Source organism: Streptomyces sp. NPDC101227 (genome assembly GCF_044767545.1).
GTDB lineage: Bacteria > Actinomycetota > Actinomycetes > Streptomycetales > Streptomycetaceae > Streptomyces.
Genome location: NZ_JBIWOD010000033.1, coordinates 25527 through 48582, shown reverse-complemented (window position 1 = coordinate 48582; position 23056 = coordinate 25527). Strand labels below are relative to the sequence as shown.

The 23056-nt window shown below is 66.7% G+C and carries 10 protein-coding genes; 5 read left to right on the top strand and 5 right to left on the bottom strand.

All coding sequences use genetic code 11. From position 1 onward, the window contains the following. Positions 1 to 353 precede the first annotated feature (353 nt). The 3 genes from ACIRPT_RS39995 (at position 354) to ACIRPT_RS39985 (ending at position 2986) form a co-directional block, all read left to right on the top strand. Positions 354 to 704, top strand: coding sequence for a hypothetical protein (locus ACIRPT_RS39995; RefSeq protein WP_403836668.1), 351 nt, complete (start codon positions 354 to 356; stop codon positions 702 to 704). Between the two features lie 141 nt (positions 705 to 845). After that, positions 846 to 2393: a helix-turn-helix domain-containing protein gene (locus tag ACIRPT_RS39990; RefSeq protein WP_403836666.1), complete on the top strand. Its 1548-nt coding sequence runs from the start codon at positions 846 to 848 to the stop codon at positions 2391 to 2393. After that, positions 2393 to 2986: a transcriptional regulator gene (locus ACIRPT_RS39985; RefSeq protein WP_403836664.1), complete on the top strand. Its 594-nt coding sequence runs from the start codon at positions 2393 to 2395 to the stop codon at positions 2984 to 2986. The genes ACIRPT_RS39990 and ACIRPT_RS39985 overlap by 1 nt, the downstream gene beginning before the upstream one ends. 216 nt (positions 2987 to 3202) lie before the next feature. Here ACIRPT_RS39985 and ACIRPT_RS39980 read toward each other — a convergent pair whose 3' ends face one another. From ACIRPT_RS39980 to ACIRPT_RS39960, 5 genes are all read right to left on the bottom strand, one after another. Beyond that, on the bottom strand, positions 3203 to 5893 hold the full coding sequence (locus tag ACIRPT_RS39980; protein ID WP_403836662.1) for a hypothetical protein: 2691 nt from the start codon (positions 5891 to 5893) through the stop codon (positions 3203 to 3205). An 88-nt stretch (positions 5894 to 5981) separates the two neighbouring features. Continuing rightward, complete coding sequence (locus ACIRPT_RS39975) at positions 5982 to 6872, bottom strand: hypothetical protein (protein ID WP_403836660.1); 891 nt, start codon at positions 6870 to 6872, stop codon at positions 5982 to 5984. Positions 6873 to 8485: 1613 nt separating this feature from the next. Beyond that, entirely contained in the window at positions 8486 to 9091 is a 606-nt protein-coding gene (locus tag ACIRPT_RS39970) for a hypothetical protein (RefSeq protein ID WP_403836658.1), read from the bottom strand. Further along, complete coding sequence (locus tag ACIRPT_RS39965; RefSeq protein ID WP_403836656.1) at positions 9088 to 10371, bottom strand: hypothetical protein; 1284 nt, start codon at positions 10369 to 10371, stop codon at positions 9088 to 9090. The genes ACIRPT_RS39970 and ACIRPT_RS39965 overlap by 4 nt, the downstream gene beginning before the upstream one ends. Before the next feature lie 3 nt (positions 10372 to 10374). Next, positions 10375 to 11118 (bottom strand): ATP-binding cassette domain-containing protein, encoded by a 744-nt coding sequence (locus ACIRPT_RS39960; protein ID WP_403836654.1) that lies wholly within the window; start codon positions 11116 to 11118, stop codon positions 10375 to 10377. Between the two features lie 694 nt (positions 11119 to 11812). Between ACIRPT_RS39960 and ACIRPT_RS39955 the strand changes: the two genes are divergently transcribed. Together ACIRPT_RS39955 and ACIRPT_RS39950 are read left to right on the top strand one after the other, a co-directional pair. Next, complete coding sequence (locus ACIRPT_RS39955; protein ID WP_403836652.1) at positions 11813 to 16117, top strand: LamG domain-containing protein; 4305 nt, start codon at positions 11813 to 11815, stop codon at positions 16115 to 16117. A 164-nt stretch (positions 16118 to 16281) separates the two neighbouring features. After that, on the top strand, positions 16282 to 23055 hold the full coding sequence (locus ACIRPT_RS39950; RefSeq protein WP_403836650.1) for a polymorphic toxin-type HINT domain-containing protein: 6774 nt from the start codon (positions 16282 to 16284) through the stop codon (positions 23053 to 23055). Position 23056 lies beyond the last annotated feature (1 nt).

The window sequence follows — 23056 nt, the reverse complement described above, 5'->3', positions numbered from 1 at the left end:
GGCTGGACTGGTACAACTACCACCGACCCCACACCGGAATCAGCGGCCACACCCCAGCCAGCCGCGTCACCAACCTCTCCGGACAACACACCTAGAGCGGCTCCACGATGCAGCATCTGTGCCAACGCGCGCTCATGCCCCAGCTTTCTGAGAACCCTCGACGCCGCTGCCCTCAGACGTCCCACTCACCACCCCAGTGGGCCCGGCCCCCGCAACGCGACGGCTTGAGCCCTCCTGTTCTGCCAGATACGCCCTACGCCCCGCCGCGCCCTCGCGCTTGGCATCGAAGGAGTTCGTATGGCACCGCGCACCGAGCTGACCCTGGCTCTGGTCCGTCATGCCGAATCGACGGAGTGCGCTACCAAGCCCACCTTCTACCGCGCCCCCCGCCCCTGGGCCGGAACGGCGGCCACGCCCTGTCCCGTGACCTCGTCGGCCTCACCCCGCGGGGCTTCGAGCAGTGCCTGTGGCTGCGCCGCAGGCTGCCCGACCTCGTCGGCTCCGCGCCGGCCGCCGCGAGCACCCACGCGATCGGCAAGCTGATGCTCGAAGTCGCCCCGGCCTACCTCTCCGACGGGCAGGCCGCCGACGTCCTCCGAGCGCTGTGCGACGAGATCGGCGAGGACCTGCAGCACGGCCTCGCGGCCCGCCGTTACGCCCCCCTCACTGGTGACCGCCGCGCGCTGCACGGCACCGTCCTCTGAGCCGCGGCCCGCTGCCCCGGCCGGAGGCCGTTGTCGCGGGCCTCTCGGCGCCGCGGCCCAATCCAGTCGAATGCAAAATGAATGCCTAATGAAAGCCCAATCTACTTCCATTAGAAGTCCAGTCTTCGGTACGTTGGACGCATGAGCGATGACCAATTCGACAGTGTGGAAGCCTTGCTGGAGGAAGCTCGGCTGACAGCGGCGATGCCCGAACCGGCCGAGCGTCGACGCCTGCGAGAGGCCGCCGACCTCTCCCGCGCCCAGGTCGCCGCAGCAGTGGGCGTCGGCCGTCAGACCGTCGCCAACTGGGAGGACGGCACCTCCACCCCGCAGCCGCCCGGACGCGCCAAGTACCTCCGCCTCCTTGAAGGCCTCGCCCGCCTCCACCCGGCCCCGGTCGCCCCGGCAGCCCCGGTGGCGCCCGTGTTCGCCGCGCCGGAGGCCGCCCAGACCGCGTGGGGCCCCAATGGCCGGGCCATCCAGGGAGAACCGGGCCCATGCATCCGCTGCGGCCACACCACGCCCTACCAGTCCACCGACGGCCGCCCCCTGCACGCCGGCGCCATGTGCCAGCCCACTGAGGCCGCACCAGCCCCACAGACCGCACCCACCGCCCAACCCGCCCCTACTCCGGCGCCTGCGGCCCCGGCTTCGCCCGTACCGGCACCCGTGCCGACCCGTCCGCAGCGACGCGCGAAATCCGCCGCCCGCGCCCAGGCCGAAACCCACGCCATGATCACCCAGGCCGTCGACGAAGAGCTCCAGCGCGCCGAAGGCGATACCGAGGCCGCGCTCAAGGCCCTCATCAAGCGCGGCATCCCGGACGTCATGGCGATGTTCGAAGAGACGCGGGCGACCGCCCGATATCAGTTCACCGCCTACCCGGCGCTGCCGGACATCCTCAAGAAGCCCTCGAAGCGCGAGCCGGACCAGATCTGGGAGGCCCGCCCCGCCTTCCACCACCCAGACTTCTCCCTCAAGATTCCCGGGAGTGTCCAGGTCACTGCCCTGGACGCCAACGCGGCCTACCTCTCCGCCCTCAAGTGCTGGCTGCCGATCGGCAAGTTGGAACACACCACCGGCGCCGAGGGCGTCGACCCCAAGCGCTCCGGTGTCCACCTGATCACCCCCGCCGAATGGCGCCACCCGCACCTGCCCAACCCCCTCGGCGACCGCGACACCGACGGGGCACTGTGGGTCACCGACGCCACTCTCAGGCTGCTCATGCGCCTCTCCGGACCGAAATACGGCCTTATCGACGCACCCGAAATTCACGAATCGTGGACATCCGGCGCGACAGAGAATTTTCTCGACGCGCTGCGAAAGATTCTCACCGCTGCCCGGGAAAAGGCGATTGAGGAGGAGGACACGATCACCACCGAGTACGTCAAGGCGATGTATTCGAAGTTCGTTTCCACCATGGGCGAGTCGGTTCACAACCGGGAAATGGTCCGCCCGGACTGGATGCACATCATCCACAGCCAGGCGTACGCCAACCTGTGGGGCAAGGCCTACAAGGCCCACCAGGCCGGCCTGGAGATCATCGCCATGATGGGCACCGACGAACTGCACGTCACCGGCGACTGGCGTCAGGTCTTCGCCGAGGGCCGCGGCGTGTCCCAGATGAAGATCAAGCACAGTGACGCCAAGGCCTCCGGCGAGTACACCATCGGCACGGTCACCCGCTGATGGCCGGCACCGAAGAAGGCCGCTGGAGGGACCTGGGCGCCCTCCGCGCCCGCGGAATCGCCGGATGGGTCGCCCTGGCCGAAGGCCTCGACCGCATGGTCACGGGCATCGAATCACCCGTCGACTCCGAGCGCGGCCTGGCCGCCCGCCTGCGCTACCTCACCGCCTCCGACGCCGGCTACGAAGCCATGGACCGCGCCGGCATCCACGTCCGCCCCCGCACCCTGATCGCCTGGCTCGCCGAAGAGCAGACCCCCACCAAGGCCAACCTCGCCCGCCTGGACGCTGCCTACTGGGAACTGCGCCGCCGCAACGTCCTCGCCGACCTCAAGCGCCGCCTCAACAACCGCGGCCGTGGAACCCGCATCGAGATCGACCCCGTCGACCAGTCACAGGTCCACCACCGCCACCAACGCGACCTGGAAACCCGCTCCATCAACGTCCGCGGCAGCGTGTGGGACCGCGCCGTCGACGCCTGGAGCGCCGGCGACACCGACGAGCTGGACGCGATCTGGGACGAGATCATCAGCACCGGCCTCGGCACCGACTGGGACGCCTACACCTACGTCTCCTCCGTCGGCTGGGCAGCCTGACCGAGCGCGCACGAAGGGCCCGGAGTCACTGCAATTGACTCCGGGCCCTTCGCCGTCACCGTATCCCCAAACTGTTCCCGCACGCCGTGCGAAGTGTGGTCAGGCACCACAGCTAGACCGCTGACCGACTCAGGCCAGACAGTCTCGCCGAGCCCCTGTGAGAGGCCCTTTCGATCGGGTTGCACGATGCTCGGAACGCTTTCCCTTCTCCGTTGTCTACGGAGAAGTTGACTTGACAGCTGCCGGAGGCGTCTCGCTGGGTTGGGCGAGGGCGGTACCCCAGGCACCGGCGAGCGCGGTGGCGACGGCGGTGATCACGGCGACCAGGACGGTCGTGGTCGGGACCGCGAGTGAGGACAACCGACGGAAGTTGCGGATGTCTCCCCACGGCACCCCGGCAGTCCGCACGAGGCGAAATTCCCAGTACAGCCCCAGTCCCAGGGCGACCAGCAAGCTCTGCACACTCACAAGAAGTATCGGGACAGCCATCTGGGTGAAGTCGCCATCCATCCCAGCCAACAGCAGGAGCAGCTGCAACAACCACTGCACGACGAACATGTTGAGGGCCTTGCCGATCGGCTCGACACCACGCAGCCACGGGTAGAGGTAGCCGTAGCCGAATCCGAAGAAGACCCACAGGCCCGTCGCGCCACCAACGGCCGTGACCGCCTGCGGTATCCCCACGTAGTACGGGCTGGTCCAGACCTGCGAGATCGTCCAGGGCAGCGACAACAGCATGGATGCTGTTGCCCCGACGCCCCCGTTGTCCCAGGCCGGGATGCCGGCGGAGGTGCCCAACGCAGTGGACCTCGTTCGCAGGGACGCCCCTGCAGGGCCCGACGACGAGTCGCCGCCCAGGGCCCGCCATCGAGAGTCCCATTCATCGGCGGTGAGAGAACCATCGGCCAAGGCGGCGTGCGATTCACGTAAGAAGCGCTGCCGACTTGTAGCCAGCAACTGTGCCCGCACAAGAGAACGCATCAGACGAGCATGGGCGGGGCCGGACAGACGATGCAGCCGCCGCCCACTGTCCATCTCGTCACCGGGAAACAGCCACAGCGTACCGACGCACGCCAGAATGACAGCCGCCGCCGTCGGCCACTGACTGAGGCGCGAGCCCTTAACGCCTACCACATGCGCGGCAGCCACCAGCCAGATCAAGGCTGCAAAGGCGATGCGAGCGTCAGACGGCCAAGCCCCCGGCACGCGGCCTCCAGACCGCAAATGAGCCAGAAGGCCAACCACCGCACAGAGCCAGGCTATCTGCCAAGGGAAGTACAGCGCGCCGACCCAGCTGACACCACCGGATCCGGGTACGAGATCGGTCAGGGTCCCCAGCAGCTCGACGCTCCGCGGGTAACCTCCACTGACCCCGGCATTCCACGGCAGGACCAAACACACAAGCGCGGCGGCGGTGAGCAAGGAGAGCCCAGGAGGCTTGCTCGTCGCGAGCCGCAGCACGGCGCGGGTGAAAACGATGATCCAAGGAACGAGCACGGTCACCACCGCCGGCCAAGCAGCCCCGCCCCAAGTGGTGTCTGCCGTCGGCATATGATGGCCAGGGCCGGGCAGCAGGCTCAAAGCGCTCAAGCCGGAGAGGTAACTGAGCACCACAGCAGTACCAGCAGCGGCCCATCGACGCCCGGTCTGCCCCAACAGTCGCGAGCGCAGCAGCGCCCACGCCCCTGCCGTAAGCGTGACAATGGCCAAGCACACTGTCAGCGCCCACCGGGAAGGGCCTGCCACCACGACCTCGATCGCCAGTAGAACTGGTGCCGCCATCGCGGCCATGGCGAGGGTCCGTAGCCCCGGCGGCCGTCGGGTGGACAACCTGACACACACCGCGAGCACGATCACCGGCAGAGTAAACCAGGAGCAAGCGAGCAGCACCTGCTGCATCAGGATCTGCCCCGAGACGGTGACCGGCCCGTCGAAAACATAATACTCCGCCCCGTACCAGGGAGAGTTGCTGGTGCGTGCATGGAAGAAGGCGATTATCACCACGGCGCAGGTGCCCAGCGCGACGGCCGCGACTGCACCGATCACCGTGGCGCTCCACCGGCGCCTTGTACTGCCAGGGACGGCCGACGACACGACCCTGTGGAGCAGGAATCCGCCGCTCACAGCGACGATCGACAGCGTGGACAGGACGACCGTCAGCCCTGTGAAACTCGACGGGGCGATCCGCGTGCGGGGACCGGGTGGAGGCTCGGCTTCGATCCTGGTCACGGAATCGGATCGCGCCAGGTCGGCGGTGACCGTGTGCGACGTCTGACGGTCCGGGCGCCCGGCCACGCGCAGCTTCCAGTCCGGGGCATCAATGCTGAACTTCCAGTGGGCGTGCGCACCTGCCCGAGCGCCCTCCAGGCCCTTGGCCAGTTCGTATCTGAGAGGGAGCGGCTGGCGTGCGTTCTGCCCCCATGTATGGGTTGCCGTGATCGTGACGTTTGCATTCCGGCTCTGCTGAGTGATGACGCACGACTTCGGCAGATGGGGTGTCTCCCCGTCATGAGGGTGTGCTGTGGCGTAACCGCCAGGCAGGTTCGGGATCACATATCCGATGTCCGAAGGGGCGCGCCGCAATTGGCTGACCACTTTGTCCGTCGGCCGCAAGACCAGTCGATAGCTCGTCGTCACCAGCCACCCGCCGCTCTTGGCACGGCGAACCCGAACGGTGGTTTCCCCACTATAGGGAGCCGTCGGGCGGTAGGCCGTGATGACGTCCCTGGCCGCATCCCAGGGATCGACGCCAGCGTCGGCGTCCGCCTGGAGTAACTGCCCCGCCCGCGGTGAAGCACCGGCAATCCATGTGGACCGCAGCCACAGACCAGCCCCGACGATCGCCACCGCGGCGACGATCGCACCTATCACCCGTGCACCAAACTTCCAGCGTGCCGCTGCGCTCACTGCCCCCCCAACCCACCAAGCCAGGAGGGGAACCTACACCGTGCCCTACACGGCGGGTTCGACAGCGTCGACCAGTAACGGCTACGCCCTATCTGATCAGCAATCCTCGGCCCAAGTTCTGCCTACCCATATCCGCAGCACCCGAACGCCGGCTGGTGTGAGGCTCGCGGGCTCGTCCGCCGGAAGCTGTACGGCAGTGCTCCCCGGGTTGTGCCCTGCAGACAGGGCAAGGGGTTTGGCGCCTGGCCGCCAGCTCGTTCCGCCGCTGGCGCACGCGTTCGCGCCATTCCTCACACGCACGCTGCTCCGCTCGGCGCCGCTCAGCCTCCTCGTGGGCGCGGTCCGCGTCGGTGGCGTGCTGCTGGCACAACCCGAATCCAAGGTCCCAGTCGCACCTGCCGCTGCCCTCGAGCTCCGCAGAGCAGAGCTGAGCCACCTGCCAGACGATGTCCTCGAACTCCTCGACCAGCGGGGCCGCGGGCATCGGCGTCGGATCGAGGTCGAGCCGAGGGAACCGGTGACGCTTGGCCGCCCGGTAGGGGTCGACGCCCGGGCTGTGAGCGATCGAGGGATTAACCCATACCAGAGTTCCCTCACCAGCCCCCGACGCTTCGATTGCGATGGCTCGGATCCTCGCCAACCAGTCGACGGCCTCCCGCAGCTTGTCAGGAGGGCAGTCAAGTTCGATCGCCGTGGCCCGATAGTCCAGTGCTACTGCTCCATCACCGTCAAGCCGGCCCACGAGCCGCGCCGTCACACGCATTTCCAGGCCGTCATCATCAGACTCCCGGAAACGCTTCCCGACAGCCTCGCGGGCCTGGCGCTTGAGTGCGCGCGCAAGAAACGAGACCGCGAGAATCCCCATGCCGGGCATGACCACGAAACTTCCGTCACCCGGGAAGTCGTACCCGTATTTGGTGTAGTCGGTCTGGGGCTTTGGGATGAGGGACGCACTGATCGGCACAACTTCCGAAGCCATGCGGCGGATCCTAGGACACTCCAGCTGACGACCCTCGCCGCCGCGCAGGCACCGCCAAGGACCGGCGAGAACTCGCCGCACCTCCTCGCGGCCGCCGCTATGCCCCGTCTGGAGACCGCCGCACTCCCCACAGCACCATCTTGTGACTGCTGCTGCCCGGCTGCAGCTGTGAGACACACACTCTATTTTCCCAGGTAGGCCCTCGCGGTGAAAGGCGAGGGCCTGCGGCGTCGGTCTGGCGCTTCACCCTGGTCCGGCTGCTCGCCGGTGGTCGGCATCACGTGGGTCGTGCCTGTAGTGCTGGTCGTCGGGTGTGCCGTGAGTGCAGCGCAGCCCCGACCCAGGCCTATGGGCTGGCCTCCTACAAGAGCAGCTGCTCGCCCTTCGAGCCCCGCTCCGAGACCCTGAAAAGGCGAGAACATCCAGAGAGGGCTGCCGTACGCCGTCGTGCGGCAGCAGCACCATTTGTTCTGCTCTGCGGAAACAAGGCGGTTTATCTGGTGCTACCGACCGCTGGTACACGCTGGACGATGCCGACCTCGGGCCGACAGCTCGGACAGGCGGCTCTGCTCGAGTGGTTGTTGGTCGAGAGCGACTGTGCTGGAACTGGCAGCGACTGGAGGCGTTCAGTCGCTGGCGTGAGTCGCTCAGAAAATCGCAGTCCAGAGAGGAGACAGGAGCCAAAAAGCGACTGAAGCGACTGAATCGACTGAAGGCCAGTATCCATGACACGCACGCGCACGCGGGAATGTCTTCATAATGCGACTTCCCAGTCGCTTCAGTCGCTGATACGCCTTAAGGGTGCCCTTGACCTGGGGTTTCCTCCAGTACTGAGGGCAGCGACTGAAGCAGAAGAGTCGCTGCCCCTCGGTACTGGCCGTTCAGTCCGGCCGTTGTCTCAAGCAGCCCGCACTCCTCAGTCGCTGCGCTAGGCAAGGAGATTCGGAACGTGTGAGGCATGCTCCGTCCAAGCGCCCCTGAGCAGGCAAAGAAGCGAGCCCAGAGACGGACGCGATGGTCTAAGACAGCGACCGAAGCGACTCAACGCGCGAAAGCGCCGGAGCTCTGGCTTCCGCCTGAGCGTCTTCCGGGACCGGGTCGCTTCAGTCGCTGGAGAGCCTGCAGGCGCCACGCCGCGAGGTTGTGGGAGAGGTATAAGTTTCATTCGCTAGTGTGTGGTTCACCTTGTCTCGAACTTCAGTCGCTTCAGTCACTTTTGCAGGAATCGATACCTGACCTGCGCCTTTGCCCAGCGACTCAAGCTGCTGACCGTCCCGCAGCGCTGAAGGCCGCCATCTTTCCGACCATGCCACCCCCGGATCCGCGCGGGTGGTGGGGGAACTGACGGAGATTCGGTAGACGCCGGGTTCGGGCACGGACACGAGAGCGGCGAGGGCGTCGTCGGTGGCGTACAGGCGTGCGTCGCGCCGGTGCCTGGCGTCGATACCGCTCACCCCTGCCACGAAGCGGAGGTCGACTTCGGCGACGGGGAGAAACGAGGGCCCCGACTTGATCTTGGTCGGGGCGCGTCGTTGGGTGCTCTCAGCTGGCCGGCCGAGTTTGACGGCTCCGGGTCTGGTTCTCCGGCCGGAGAACCAGACCCGGAGCCGTGGTCAAGTGGTGCGGGCAAGGGGGTTGAGCAGGGGACGATTCTTCCAGAGCACGACTGCGCAGCCGATGATGAAGAGGATGCCGGCCTCGGCGGCGCCCAGGCCAGACGTGGGTTCCTGGATGGGCCAGGCCCAAGGTTGTGGTGTGCCTCCTGGTCTGCGGCCGGCGGCGGCGCAGGCGAGGGGGAGCCCTGCGACGCAGGTCGCGGCGATGCCGGCGCCCAGAGCAGCGCGGACGATGAGCGCGGCTCCGAGGAGGCCGATGCAGTTGCGGGTGAGGGAGAGGGCTTCCGGCCGATCCCACAGGATCTGGACGATCGCTGCCAGCAGCAGGGTCAGTAGGGCGAAAGCGCAGCAGAGTGCCAGATTGCGTCGGCCTGTGTGGCGCAGTGCGACCTCTTCGGCGATGGTGTCGCCCCGGTCGATGCCGTGCAGGAGGAGGACGACCGGCAGCACCGCGAGCATTTGCGTGACCAGGAGTTGGCCTGAGGGGCCTACGACTGCAGGTACCGGAATGGATTGCTCGCGTACGACGATGGCCATGACATATACCGCGAGGGTGGCCGCTACGACGGCCGGGGCGCCCTTGGCCTTGAGCCACCAGATCATCGCGATGTCTCCAGGGCGTGGGCTGACGGGATCGGAGCGGGACGGGTTGTGCAGTCGCGCAGAGCCTTGCTGTTCTGCCGGAACCAGGCCAGCTGCGCGTCGTGGGAGGACTGCTGAACGCGCGCTGCCACCGCCGCTTCCTTCTCCCCGTAACGGCCGGCGGCCTCTTGAGATTCGGCTCCGGCGGTCAGGGCGAGCCATGCTGCGGTGGGGCCGTAGGCGTCAGCGCCGGGAAAGTTGCTGCCGGACTGGGCACAAGACGGGGGGTCTGACGGCATCAGGGCGGTGCCAACGCCTGCGCGCACCTCTGAGGCGCTGGGGTCGGGCCAGGTACCGATGAACAAGGCATCGCCTCCTGAATGTTCCTCCATGGTGAGTGTCTTGGGGACGGCAAGTCCGGCCTCCTGGAGACGATGCCGGGCGTCAGAGGCGTTCTCGCGGATCATGGCAGCTTGCCGGGACAGCTCTGGCCACAGGCACACGCGCGGGTTCTCCCCGGCGCATTGCAACTGGTCCTCAGCACGGGGTGTGACGGGGTCTGCGGGCAGCCCGTAGGCGAGCCCGCCGCTGCCGGCTATGCCGACCACCAGCGCTGTGCTGATCAGGACAGCGCGCGTCCGCTGGTGCAGTGCGGTCAGAGCCAGTGCACATGCGCTGATCACTGCGAGCGCCAGGAGGAGGGCGCTGGCAGCGGCACGCCAGTTGGGGGTCTGATCGAGGGAGCAGCACGAGGACATGCCGCCGGTGACCATGTGGCGCAGCCACAGCGGTTCCATGGCGGCCGGGTAGGCGGTCAGGACGAAGCTGAGGACGAGCGCCAGGGGTGTGGCGATCACCAGAGGCAGGCGTTTCCCGAGCAGGAAGCCGGCCATGGAGTGGGCGGCGAGGATGACCATCCAGACGAGGACCATGCCGATCGGCGGCGTGCCGACGTCGGGCCGGCCCGTGGAGATGGTCAGGGCGGCGGCGACTGCCATGCCGACTGCTCCCAGTACGAAGACGGGCGCCAGGAGCGGCAGGGCGATGCCGAGTGTTGAGCGGGTCGGGGCCCAGCCGGCCACGTTGCCGCGGGTGATGCGTGTGCCTTCCCAGGCGCCGGCGGTGGCGCATGCGGGGGCGACGAAGGGCAGTGCGAAGTTGGCGGCCCCCAGGACGCTGGGCCAATAGCCGTGGGTCACCTTGGCGGTGAGGTCGTCCGACAGGAGCAGGGCGACGAAGGCGGCCAACAGAGGAGCCAGCCAGCTGGCGGAGGAGGAGCGTAGAACGGTACGCCACAGCATGGCTCACACCTCCTGAGCGATCAGCTGGGTGTAGGCGCCCTCCGCCCGACGTCCCTCGGGAGTCCCCTGCGGGGCGAGGGCGAGGAAACTGTGGGTGTCGCCCTCGAAGCGGACCTGGCCCTTGTCGAGGATGACGACATGGTCGTACATGGCATCGAGGTCCTCGGTCTGGTGGGTCGACACCACCACCTGGATGTCGGACAGCAGGTTGGTTACGAGGTCGCGGAAGATCTGCCGTTGCGAGGGGTCGAGGCCAGCCGTCGGTTCATCAAGCAGCACGATTTCGCTGCTGTGGACGAGCGTTCCAGCTATACCCATGCGTCGCAGTTGGCCACCCGAGAGTTGATGGCTCTTCCGGTCGGCAAGGCTGCCCAGCTTTACGCGTTCCAGGGCATCGCGTGACTGATCCCAAGCATCGGAACGGGGCATCCCTTTCAACCAACCGATGTAGGCGACGTTCTCGCGTACCGTAAGTCCGGGCATGGGTTTGACATTCTGCGGGAGCCAGCCCACCGCCTTCCGGTAAGCCGCCTGCGATTTCGGCTGAGAAGGATCAGTTCCCCGCCAGGTGACTGCGCCCTCACTCGGCGAGATCCATGAGGCAGCGATGCCCAGAAGGGTCGATTTCCCCGCCCCGTTCGGCCCGAGGAGGACAGTGGCTCTGTGTTCGATGGAGAGATCGAGCCTATTGAGGACGGGGACCTTCCGGCCGTATTGGAAGGAACACCGAGTGAATTTCAGAGACATGCCATCCTTGCTTCTTGCGAGCCGAACGAAAGCCGGCCGGGAGCGCATTATGCTCCCGGCCGGCGCTTCATGACTGAACGGTTACCACGCACTCGCCCCCGCCGAGAAGGAAGCTAATCGGGTCCTGGCCGCTGCACGCGCCCCCGTCGAACACGGCTTCGCCCACCTGAAGAACTGGAGGATCCTCACGAAACTCCGCACCGACCCGCCGCGCCACCCACCTGCTGCGGGTCCTGCTCGTCCTGGCGAACCTCGAAGCCGCCGCCGACAAATGAGCTACACCCCAGACTGCCGCCCACGACCAGCACGAGCACGTCACCGAGCGACGGTGCGTCGTGCTCCTTCAGGAACCAGGCTTACACCCGGGCCGTCCGGCACGTGTCCTGTGCGCGCTGACGTTGCAGGGGCGCCGCGACGCCGAGGCGGCACTGGCCGCGCAAGCGCGTGGCGTCCGCCGCGGTCGCCGGTGGTGCGTTGCCGGCTGGCTCTGGCGGATTTTGATCCTGAGTTCGTCTTGAAGCCGTACAACCTTCCTCCGACGTGATGCACCTCATATTATTCCGTTATCCGGAATGTCGGTTCCATCACGTAGGGGTGTGTTGGTGGATCTAGCGGAGGAGTGGTTCTGCGCTTACGTTCACGCGCACAACTTCTTCATGAAATTTTCATTTCTGTGTGCGGGGGAAAGATGGGGATGCCCGGCTCGTCGCGTCGAAGACGCTTACACCGCTTACTGTCCGCCGGGTTGGGCGGATTCTTGACCGCAGGCCTGCTGCCCGGGGTGCTCCAGCCGCCCGCTCAGGCCGCAACTCCTTCGTCGCGAGAAGTCGTGCACGCGGCTACCGGTGCACAAGCACCTTCTGCCCCCACCGAGGACGCAGCGCTGGAGGAGGCCAAGCGCACCGGGCGGCAGGTCGAAGTGGCCTCCTTGCGCGGTGAGTCGGTCGATGTGGTGGCCACACCCGAGGGCAAGCTTCAGGCGCGTCAGTACCTGCGTCCGGTCCGCAGCAGGGTGTCCGGGCAGTGGAAGGACATCGATACCGACCTGGCCAAGCAGGATGACGGCACGGTGGCGCCCAAGGTCGCGGCCGTGGGCCTGGCGTTCTCCGGAGGCGGCAGCACGCCGCTGGTGACGATGCGCAGAGCGGGACGGACCCTGACGCTGTCCTGGCCGGGGACGCTCCCGGCTCCCACGCTCGAGAGCAGCGAGGCTACCTACCGCGACGTACTGCCCGGCGTGGATTTGCGGATGGGTGCACAGGAAGACGGCTTTACGCAGCTGTTGATCGTCAAGTCGGCTCAGGCGGCGCAGAGTTCGGAGCTTGCGCAGCTGAAGCTGAAGCTCGCGGCGGACGGTGTGGAGGTCAAGGAGACCGCGGCCGGCGGGCTGAGTGCGGTGGACAAGGGCGCCGGCTCGGCGGTGTTCGAGGCGCCGACACCCCTCATGTGGGACTCCAGCGCGGGCAACGGCACCGCCGCTCTCCAGAAGGGAAACAAGGCGCCGAATGCGGCCGAGAAGGCGTCCGGGACGGCGGTAACCGATGCCGGAGGCGATGAACCGTCGGCCGGTGAGACGGGCAAGCTCGCTCCTGTACCGGTGGATGTTCCCGCAGCCCAGGACCAGCTCGTCCTCAAGCCCGACGCCGAGGTCCTCAAGGGCAAGGACACGGTCTATCCGGTGTTCATCGACCCGCAGTGGTCGACGCCGCGCGCAACGTCCTGGACGGTGGCGTCGAAGTACTGGGCATCGTCACCGCAGTGGAAGTTCAACGGGGACCATGACGCGGGGATGGGCTACTGCGACTGGAACCATTGCCAGCCCGAGGACACCAAACGGCTCTTCTACCAGGTCCCGACCTCGTCCTTCGCCGGGAAGTCGATCCTGTCGGCGGAGTTCGTCGTCCGCAACACCTGGTCGGCGTCCTGCAAGGAACGCGAGGTCGAGCTGTGGCGCACCAAGGCGATCTCCTCGTCGACGACGTGGAACTCCCAGAACGAGTCCGGGTTCTGGCAAAAGCACCTGGCCTCCGACAGCTTCGCCTACGGCTATGAGGGCTGCGCGGCCAAGGACGGCGAATTCGCCGTGCGCTCCGCCGTGCAGGAGGCCGCGGACAACAAGTGGCCGACGCTGACGTTCGGAATGAAGGCCGGCAGCGAGTCTGACGGCCTGGCCTGGAAGCGGTTCTCGGACAAGGCCTATCTGCGGGTGACGTACAACCGCCCGCCGCCGCAGGTGAAAGCCTCGCAGCTGCTGATGGAGTACGGCGGTACCTGCAAGAAGTCCAGCACCCCGGCGCGTATCCGTACCCGGGGCAAGCTGTACGCCAACAACATCACCGATCCGGACAGGGACCGGGTCCAGCTCCAGTTCCAGGCCAGTTGGGACAGCGGAGACGGCAAGGGCTCCATCGCCCGCTGGAAGCCCGGGGTGACGACAGCGAAAAAATCCGGGTCGGACTTCGCGGTGGCTCTGCCGGACTCGATCCCGTCGAACAAAACGGTGAACTGGGCGGTGCGCGTCTATGACGGTGCCCAGTACTCACCCTGGTCCTTCGCAGGGGCGGCACAGGCGTGCTACTTCGTCCTCGACACCCAGGTGCCTGCGGCCCCCACCATCATCTCTGGTGAGTACCCCGCATCTGACCCGGAGGACCCGGACGACCCCTGGTACGACGGCGTGGGCCAGTACGGCAGCTTCACGCTCGCCGATACCCACAAGGACGTCAACCGCTACTGGTACGGCGTCAACGGCGACCCGTCCGGCACACACGTGGTGACCACCAGTGCCGGAGGACAGCGGAGCATCGATGTCCTGCCCGAGAAGCCGGGCCTCAACTTCGTCACGGTCAGAGCTCTCGATGCCGCGGGCAACGCGAGTGAGGACCGCACCTACCAGTTCCGCGTCAAGGCCGGTCAGCCCGAACGCGCGACCTGGCAGCTGGACGAGTCCTCCGGAGCCACCGAGGCCGAGGGAACAACTCCGGCCCGCACTGCGGATCTCCACGGCGGCGCCACCCCCGGGGCGGACGGCGCGGTCGGCACCGCCCTCGCCCTCAACGGAACCGACGGCTACGCGGCCACCGACATCCCGGTCGTGGACACCGCTCGAGGCTTCTCCGTCTCCGCCTGGGTCTGCCTGAGCCAGGTGCCCGACCACGCGGCGATCGTCGCGACCCAGCCGGGAAACAACCGGCCAGGCTTCGAGCTGTACTACTCCGCCGAATTCCAACGATGGGTGTTCAACCAGTACACCTCCGACAGCCCCGGCGCCGCCGTCGCCCGCGCGATGGCCTCCCAGCCCGGAGGCGTCACCGCTAACGAGTGGACCCACCTGGTCGGCGTCTACGACAGCATCAACGAAGAACTCCAGCTCTACGTCAACGGAAAACTCGCAGGCAAGACGTCCTATGCCGGCGACTGGGGTGCCCGCCGCGGCCTTCAGCTGGGTGCCGGCTCGTACGACGGCACGCCGGGCGCCTTCTTCCCCGGTGCCGTCGACGAGGTACAGATCTTCGACAAATCCGTCTCAGCCGGCGAGGTCAGCCGCCTCAACGCCAAGGAACGCATCCACGGCCCGGGGCGTCCTGCTCGCGCGGTCTTCCCTCTCGACGAGCCGGCCGACAGCAAGCAGGTCACTGGGCACGGGGACGTGATGCCTGCTGTCTTTCACGGCGGCGTTCAGCCGGGCCAGACGGGCGTGGCCGGCAAGGCACTGACCCTTGACGGCAAGGACGACTACGCATCCGTGGATGCGGCCCACTTCAACACCGAACGCTCCTACACGGTCACCGCCTGGGCCCGCGTCACGGACAGCACCCGCAACCAGACCGTCGTCGCTCAGGACGGCGGCTTCCTCAGCGCCTTCTACCTCTCCTACGAGACCTCCGGCCTCTGGAGCATCCGCATGGCCACCAAGGACGCCACCGACGGCGTCCTCACTCAACAACGCGTCGCCTCGAAACAAAAGGCGAGCATCGGCACCTGGACGCACCTGGCGGCCGTCCACGACACGGACGACGGCACGCTGAGCCTCTACGTCAACGGCATCCTCCAGGGCAGTACCGCAGCCCCCCAGGCGTGGTACGGCAATGGCTCCCTGCAGATCGGGCGGGCCCTCTACCGCGGTTCCTACACCGACAACCTGGCCGGTCAGATCGACGACGTCCGCATCTTCGACCGCCCGGTCGCCGAGGGCGAGATCCACCAGCTCATACGGCGCCGCCCGGTCCTGACGGGCCGCTGGCAGTTCGACCAGGCGGCCGCACCCGGAGCCAACTCCGTCCCCCGCGGCCCGGCCATGACACTGGAAGGCGGCGCCAAGCAAGTGCCCGGGGCAGGCTTCCTCGGCGAGAGCGGCTTGGTCCTCGACGGCAAGCAGCAGGACTCTGCAGCCAGCGCAGTGCCGTTCGACACCAGCGAAAGCTTCACAGTGACGGCGTGGGTACAGGCGGCAGCGGTTCCAAGCCGTCCTTCTGCCCTGGTCAGCGCAGAAGGAACCAACACCAGCAGCTTCGCAATCGGCTTCCTGCCCAATCCCAAGGACCCGGAAGCGGAAGGCTTCTGGGAAGTGGTCACCTCCAAGGCGGACACCGTCGACTCCGAGGTGGACTGGGCCGGCAACACGCAGTCCTTCAACAGCGTCACGGACTGGAACCACGTCGCGGTCGTCTATGACGGATTCGCCAAACAGGTCCGCATCTACGTCAACGGGCAACTCGGCGAAGCCGCCTGTGTCGACGGCAACGGCGACGGCCAGGCCGACAATGCGGACTGCATCGAGGCAGTTCCCTGGGCGGAAGACGTCATCTCCTTCAAGGCGCTCAAGTCGCTCCAGCTCGGGCGGGCCAAGGGCCGAGGCTCCTTCGGGGACTACTGGCCCGGAGCCATCGACGACGTGTGGACCTTCCAGGGCGCGCTCAGCAACGAGCAGATCAGCTACATCGCCGGAGCCTGGGACGGACTGCCGACCGAAGTACCGGACGTGCCCGAAGCCAGCTGATCCACCGCGGCGTGCGGACCGTGATCCGCACGCCGCCTCCAAGCAATTGTCATCAGACGTCGCTGCCCGCATACGCCTGCGCGCGGTCGGCAACGAGGGGTGTGGTCGAAATGAACGGCATGCTTGATCTCTTCAGACACAAACGATCCAGACGCGGACTCGCCATGGGCATCTCCACGGTGCTCGCAGGCTCCCTGCTCGCCGTCCTGCCCTCACAGACACCACCCGCACAGGCGTCCGGCCACCCGGACGCAGGCAGGGCAGTTCCCGGAACCTCGGGCGTCCAGGCCCACCCACGCAAGCTCTCCAAGGGACCGCACACCCCCAAGGAACATCCCAAGAGCACCTGGCCCCACGCCGCGGCGGCCACCATCCCCCTCACCGAAGACGGCGCCGGTCCACCGCAGAAGACAGGCGACGCAGCGAACCGCAAAATCCCCCTCACCCTCGCCCCCACCCATACCCGCTCAGGCCGCCTGGCCAAGCACACATCGAGGCAGCGCAGCGCGACGCCCAGCGCAGTCAGCGCCCGCGTGCTGAGCCAGAAGCACACCCGCAGGGCAGGCATCGACGGAATCCTGTTCACCCTCGAGCCCACCGACACATCCAGCCCGGCCCCAAAACAGCGCCCCGACCCGCTGAAAGTGAGCCTCAACTACGGTGACTTCGCAGGCGCCTACGGCGGCGGCTATGCCGCAAGGCTGCGCCTCGTGGAGCTGCCGGCCTGCGCGGCAACGACTCCGCAGAAGACCTCCTGCCGTACGGCAAACCCGCTCAAGACCGAGAACGACACGGAGAAGCACACACTCACCGCGCCCTCCGTGCCGCTGCGCACGCAAGGCCCCACCGTCCTTGCGGCCGTCGGCGACGACAAGAGCGTCAAGGGTGACTACAAGGCCACCAGCCTCGCGCCCTCCGCCACCTGGGGCACCAACCTCAACACCGGCGACTTCACCTGGTCCTACGACATGCCAGTCCCCGACGTCCCTGGCAACCTCAAACCGAACGTCGGCCTGTCCTACTCCTCCGGCTCCATCGACGGCCGCACCGGCAGCAGCAACAACCAGGGCTCCTGGGCCGGAGACGGCTTCGAGCTGTGGCCCGGCTACATCGAGCGCCGCTACAAACCCTGCTCCGACGATGGGGAAAAGCACGCCGACGGCAATAAACCGGGCGACCTGTGCTGGTCGTACGACAACGCCTTCCTCTCCTTCAACGGCAAGGCCGGTGAGCTGGTCCCCTCCGGCAAGGACGAGTGGAAGCTGCAGAGCGACGACGGCACCAAGATCAAACGACTGACGTCGTCTTCCCGGGACAACGGTGACAACGACAACGAGTACTGGGAGCTGACCAACCCTTCCGGCACGCGCTTCTACTTCGGCTACCACAAACTCCCCGGCTGGGCGGCGGGCAAGGACACCACGGACTCCACGTGGACCACTCCGGTCTTCGGCAACAACGCCGGCGAGGAGTGCCACAAGGACACCTTCAAGGACTCCTGGTGCCAGCAGGCATGGCGCTGGAACCTCGACTACGTCGTCGACCCCCACAACAACGCCATCGCGTACTACTACGACAAGGAAGCCAACTCCTACGGCCGTGACCTGAACAAGGACGACGACACCCCCTACACACGCGGCGGCACCCTCAAACGCATCGAGTACGGACGCTCCGCCGCCGACCTCTACACCGGCAAACCGCTCGCCCAGGTTTCCTTCACCAGCGCCGAGCGCTGCCTGCCACAGACCGGCGTCACCTGCGCCGCCGACACCATCGACACCAAGAGCTTCTACTGGTACGACACCCCGTGGGACCTGAACTGCAAGGCAGGCACCACCTGTGACCAGGGCCGTCTGTCACCCACCTTCTGGACCCGCAAAAGACTGACCGGCGTCACCACCGAGATCCTCAAGGACGGCACCCTCACCCCCGTCGACTCGTGGGCCCTCAGCCACCGCTGGGGCAAGGCCGACGTCGACTACCAGCTGGAGCTGGACTCCATCCAGCACACCGGCCGCACCGCCGCCAGCCCCATCACGCTGCCGAAGACCACGTTCGCCTACACCCAGCTCGCCAACCGCCTCGACAAAACCGGAGACGGCTACGCCCCGTACGTCAAGGACCGGTTGTCCACCGTCGCCGATGAATACGGTGGCCAGACCGACGTCTCCTACTCCTCGGCGGCCTGCTCGTTCGACAGCCTGCCCACGCCCGAGTCCAACACCACGCGGTGCTTCCCGCAGTTCATCGGGGGAAGCTCCAGCGACGACATGGACAAGGAGTGGTTCAACAAGTACGTCGTCACCGCCGTCACCACCACCGACCGGACTGGCGGAGCACCCGACCAGGTCACCCGCTACACCTACCTCGGTGACGCGGCCTGGCACTACGACGATGATGACGGACTGACCAAGGAGAAGTTCAAGACCTGGTCCCAGTGGCGCGGATACGGCCACGTACGCGTCCAGACCGGCGGCCAGGGCACCCCGACCGACGCCATGAAGACACAGGAAGACAGCTACTTCCTGCGCGGCATGGACGGCGACCGCAAAGACACGAGCGGCGGCACCAAGGACGTCAGCGTCCCCCTGGACGACAGCGAGGGCGGGCCACTGGCCGACGACGCCTCCGCGGCCGGCTTCTCCTACAAGACCGTCTCCTATTCCGCGCCCGGCGGAAAGGTCCTGGCCAAGACCGTCGACCGGCCCTGGCACCACCAGACGGCGAAGAAGACTCGCGACTGGGGCACCGTCACCGCCAACCTCACCGGCACGGCCAGCAGCCGGGAACAGACCTCCCTCGACGATGGCGCGGGCGCGAAATGGCGCACGACCATAACCGCCTCCACCTTCGACACCGTCGCCGGCCGCGTCACCCAGATCAGCGACCGAGGCGACGACAGCACCACAGACGACGACCAGTGCACCCGCACCACCTACGCCACCAACACCGACAAGAACATCCTCACCCTCCCCGCTCGGGTCGAGACCGTCGCCACCGAATGCGGCACCAGCCCCGACCGCTCGAAGGACGTCATCTCCGACGTCCGCACCGCCTACGACTCCGGCGGCTACGACGCAGCGCCGACCAAGGGCGACGCCACCGCCGCAGCCACGCTCAAGAAGCACGACGGCACCACGGCCACCTACCTGGAAACCGGCACCACCTACGACGGCTACGGCCGCCCGCTGAAGGTCACCGACCTCACGGCAAACGTGACTGCTATTGGCGACAGCGCACCCACCCGGGCCACCCGAACCGACGGCCGCATCACCACCACGGCCTACACCCCTGCCACCGGTATCCCAGCCAAGACCGGCACCACCACACCTCCGGCCGACGCCGAGGACGCCACGACGGCCCAGACCACGACGACCGAACTCGACCCGCTGCGCGGCCTGCCCACCGCCACCGTCGATACCAACGCCAAGCGCACCACCTTGACCTACGACGCCCTCGGCCGCGCCTCCATGGTGTGGCTGCCGGACCGCCGGGCCACCTCACTGCTGCCGAGCTACCAGTTCAACTACTACGTCGAAGACGGCAAACCGGCTACCACCGCCATCCGAACCCTCAACCCGGAAGGCGGCACCCAGACCGTCTCCTACACCCTCTACGACGGCTACCTGCGCCCCCGCCAGACCCAGGCCCCCGGCCCCGACGGCGGATGGCTGATCAGCGACACCTTCTACGACGAACGGGGCCTGCCGGCAAAGACCTTCGCCCCGTACTACGTCGCCAAGAAGCCGGAACGCGAGCTGTTCAAGCCCGCGGACGCGCTGAGTGTCGAGACCCAGACCTGGAAGATCTTCGACGGTCTGGGCCGCGAAACCGAAAGCCGGGACGTCGCAGGAAACGGCGAAGGAGGCAAGGTCCTCGCCGTCACCACCACCAGCTACCGCGGCGACCGCACCACCGTCATCCCGCCCGAAGGCGACACCGCCACCACCACCGTGACCGACGCACGCGGCCAGACCACCCAGCTCCTCAAGCACCACAGCCGCACCGCCGACGCCCCCGCCGAGACCACCCGCTACGCCTACACCCCGTCCGGCAAGCTCTCCCAGGTCACCGACCCGGCCGGCAACAACTGGTCCTACACCTACGACCAGCACGGCAACCAAATCCAGGCCAAGGACCCTGACAAGGGCCTGACCAAGACCGCATACAACGACCGCGACCAGCAGATCACCACCGAGGACGCCAAAGGCACCACCCTCGCCACCGTCTACGACGGCCTCGGCCGCAAGACGGAACTCCACGACAAAACCGCGGACGGCCCCCTACGCGCCAAATGGACCTACGACACCATCGCCGGTGCCAAGGGCCAACTCGCTGAATCCACCCGCTACGTCGACGGCAAGGCCTACACCAACAAGATCACCCAGTACGACCCGGCCTACCGGCCGCAGCGCACCGCCACCGTCATCCCCGAATCCGAAGGCGCCCTGTCCGGCACCTACACGGCAAGCACCAGCTACTACGCCAACGGTCTGCCCAAGGCCCGCAGCATGTCCCAGGCCGGCAGCATCCTCGGCAAGGGCTGGAACTACACCTACGACGACAACACCCTGCGCACCACCAGCATCTACGGCATCGGCATCCGCTCCGACGCCACCTACACCCTCACCGGCCAGCCCCTCACCTACAAAATCGCCGGCAGCGGCAAGCCCACACAGGTCACCAACACCTACGAGTGGGGCACCGAACGGCTGTCGAACTCCCGAGTCGACCGCCAGGACATTGCCGGCGTCGACCAATCCGCCACCTACGGCTACGACCCCGCCGGAAACGTCACCTCACTCTCCGACGTCTCCCGCTCCGGCACCGACACCCAGTGCTTCACCTACGACTACCAGCGCCGCCTGACCGAAGCCTGGACACAAGACGAGAAGACCTGCGCAGCCACACCCACGGGGAACCTGATCGCTGGGCCGGCACCGTACTGGCAGTCCTACCGATACGACGACGCCGGAAACCGCACCTCCCTCACCCAGCACGACCCCAACGGTGACACCACCAAGGACACCAAGAACGCCTACACCTACCCCAAGCCCGGCGCACCCCAACCCCACACACTCACCACGGTCGACACATCCGGCCCGACCGGCACCAGCCAAAGCAGCTACACCTACGACAAAACCGGCAACACCGCAACTCGCCTTCTCCAAGGAGACGAACAGACCCTCCGGTGGGACTCCGAGGGCCACCTCGCCAGCGTCACCGAACCCGCAGGTGACAGCGGCACCAAGAGCACGTCGTACCTCTACGACGCCGACGGCAACCGTCTCCTGGCCCGCGCCGACGACAAGACCACCCTCTACCTCGGCGACCACACCGAGCTCACTCTCGACAAGGGAGCCGACAAACCCAAAGCCACCCGCTACATCCCCCTCGGCAGCGGGAACCAGGCCGTCCTGGCCGATGACGGCACCTACACCGTGACCCTCGCCGACCACCATGGCACAGGCCAACTCGCCATCGACGCAGCCGACCTGTCTCTCTCCCAGCGCCGCAGCCTCCCCTTCGGAAGCCCCCGTGGCGACAAACCGGCAACATGGCCGGGATCGAGAGGCTACGTTGGCGGGACAGACGACACGGCCGACACCGGCCTGACGCACCTCGGCGCACGCGAATACGACCCGGAGACCGGCCGATTCATATCCGTCGACGCCCTTATGGACCTAACGGACCCGGAAACACTCAACGGCTACATCTACGCCGGAAGCAGCCCCCTCACGGAATCCGATCCCTCCGGACTCTGCATGTCCTGCGGAGGCGGCTACCCAATAGCTGGTGACGGTGCACACAACGGATACACGAAACCAGCGCCAGGGGAGAGCGGATACAGCGGTGCCCGGGGTGGTGTGGGCGGCTCCGGCTACAGGCGGGGAGCCACGCCTCGAACCATCACCATCTATCCCGGAGTTGAAGCGCCGAAACGTTGGAAGAAGACCGAAGAACTCGGCCGACGATTCACCGACGTTGTACGTGAGATGGCGCCGTGGGGAAATCCGCGCTACGAAGACGGCCCTATGGCCGGCGCACGTATCACCGTCGCACTCTACGAAGCATGCGCCAGGATCGAGGGCGGCTGCCCTAGCGAGGTAATGAGTTACAGCAAGCTCATAGCCGCAGGCGCCGCGGCAGCGCTTGCAGAGGGGGCTATCCCCGGAAAGTTCCGGGTGCGTCTCGACAGCAAGGGAATGCCATGCCACAGCTTTGTGCCTGGCACAGAAGTCGAAATCGCCAACGGTAAAAGTAAAAAGATCGAAGATGTAAAAATCGGCGACAAAGTAGTAGCCACTGACCCTAAGTCAGGGAAAACCACTACCCGCCGGGTCGTCGCCGCCATCGTCACCAAGGACGACAAGCACTTCACTGACCTCACAATCAAAACCCCAACTGGCAAATCAAGCATCATCTCCACCGACACCCACCCCTTCTGGTCAGTCGACAAGAAGCGATGGATCAACGCAGGCGACCTACGCCCAGGAACCGAACTCCGAACTCCCCAAGGCGCCACGGCGACGGTCTCCGCCGTCCGCCACTTCCACAAGCAGCAGCGCACCCACGACCTGACCGTCGAGGGCACCCACACGTACTATGTGCTGGCGGGCGAGACTCCGGTCCTCGTTCACAATTCGACACCATGCACTCCCGCCATCGGCCCTCAGCGTCCCACTGGAGTGGGTGACGACTGGGTGGCGCGGGCAGCTGATAACGGAAAGGGAAGTGTGTGGCAGAAGCCTGGGGCGACCGGAAATGCCGACATGCTTCGTGTGATGAATCCGACCGGAAGGTACCCGGATGGCTATGTGCGTTTCACCAACAAGCAGGGCCAGCCGATCGGGCTCGACGGAAAGCCCGGCTCGAAAGCGGATACACATATCCCGATGAATCCTGACGGCACTTATCCACTTCCGGTGGGATGGTAGG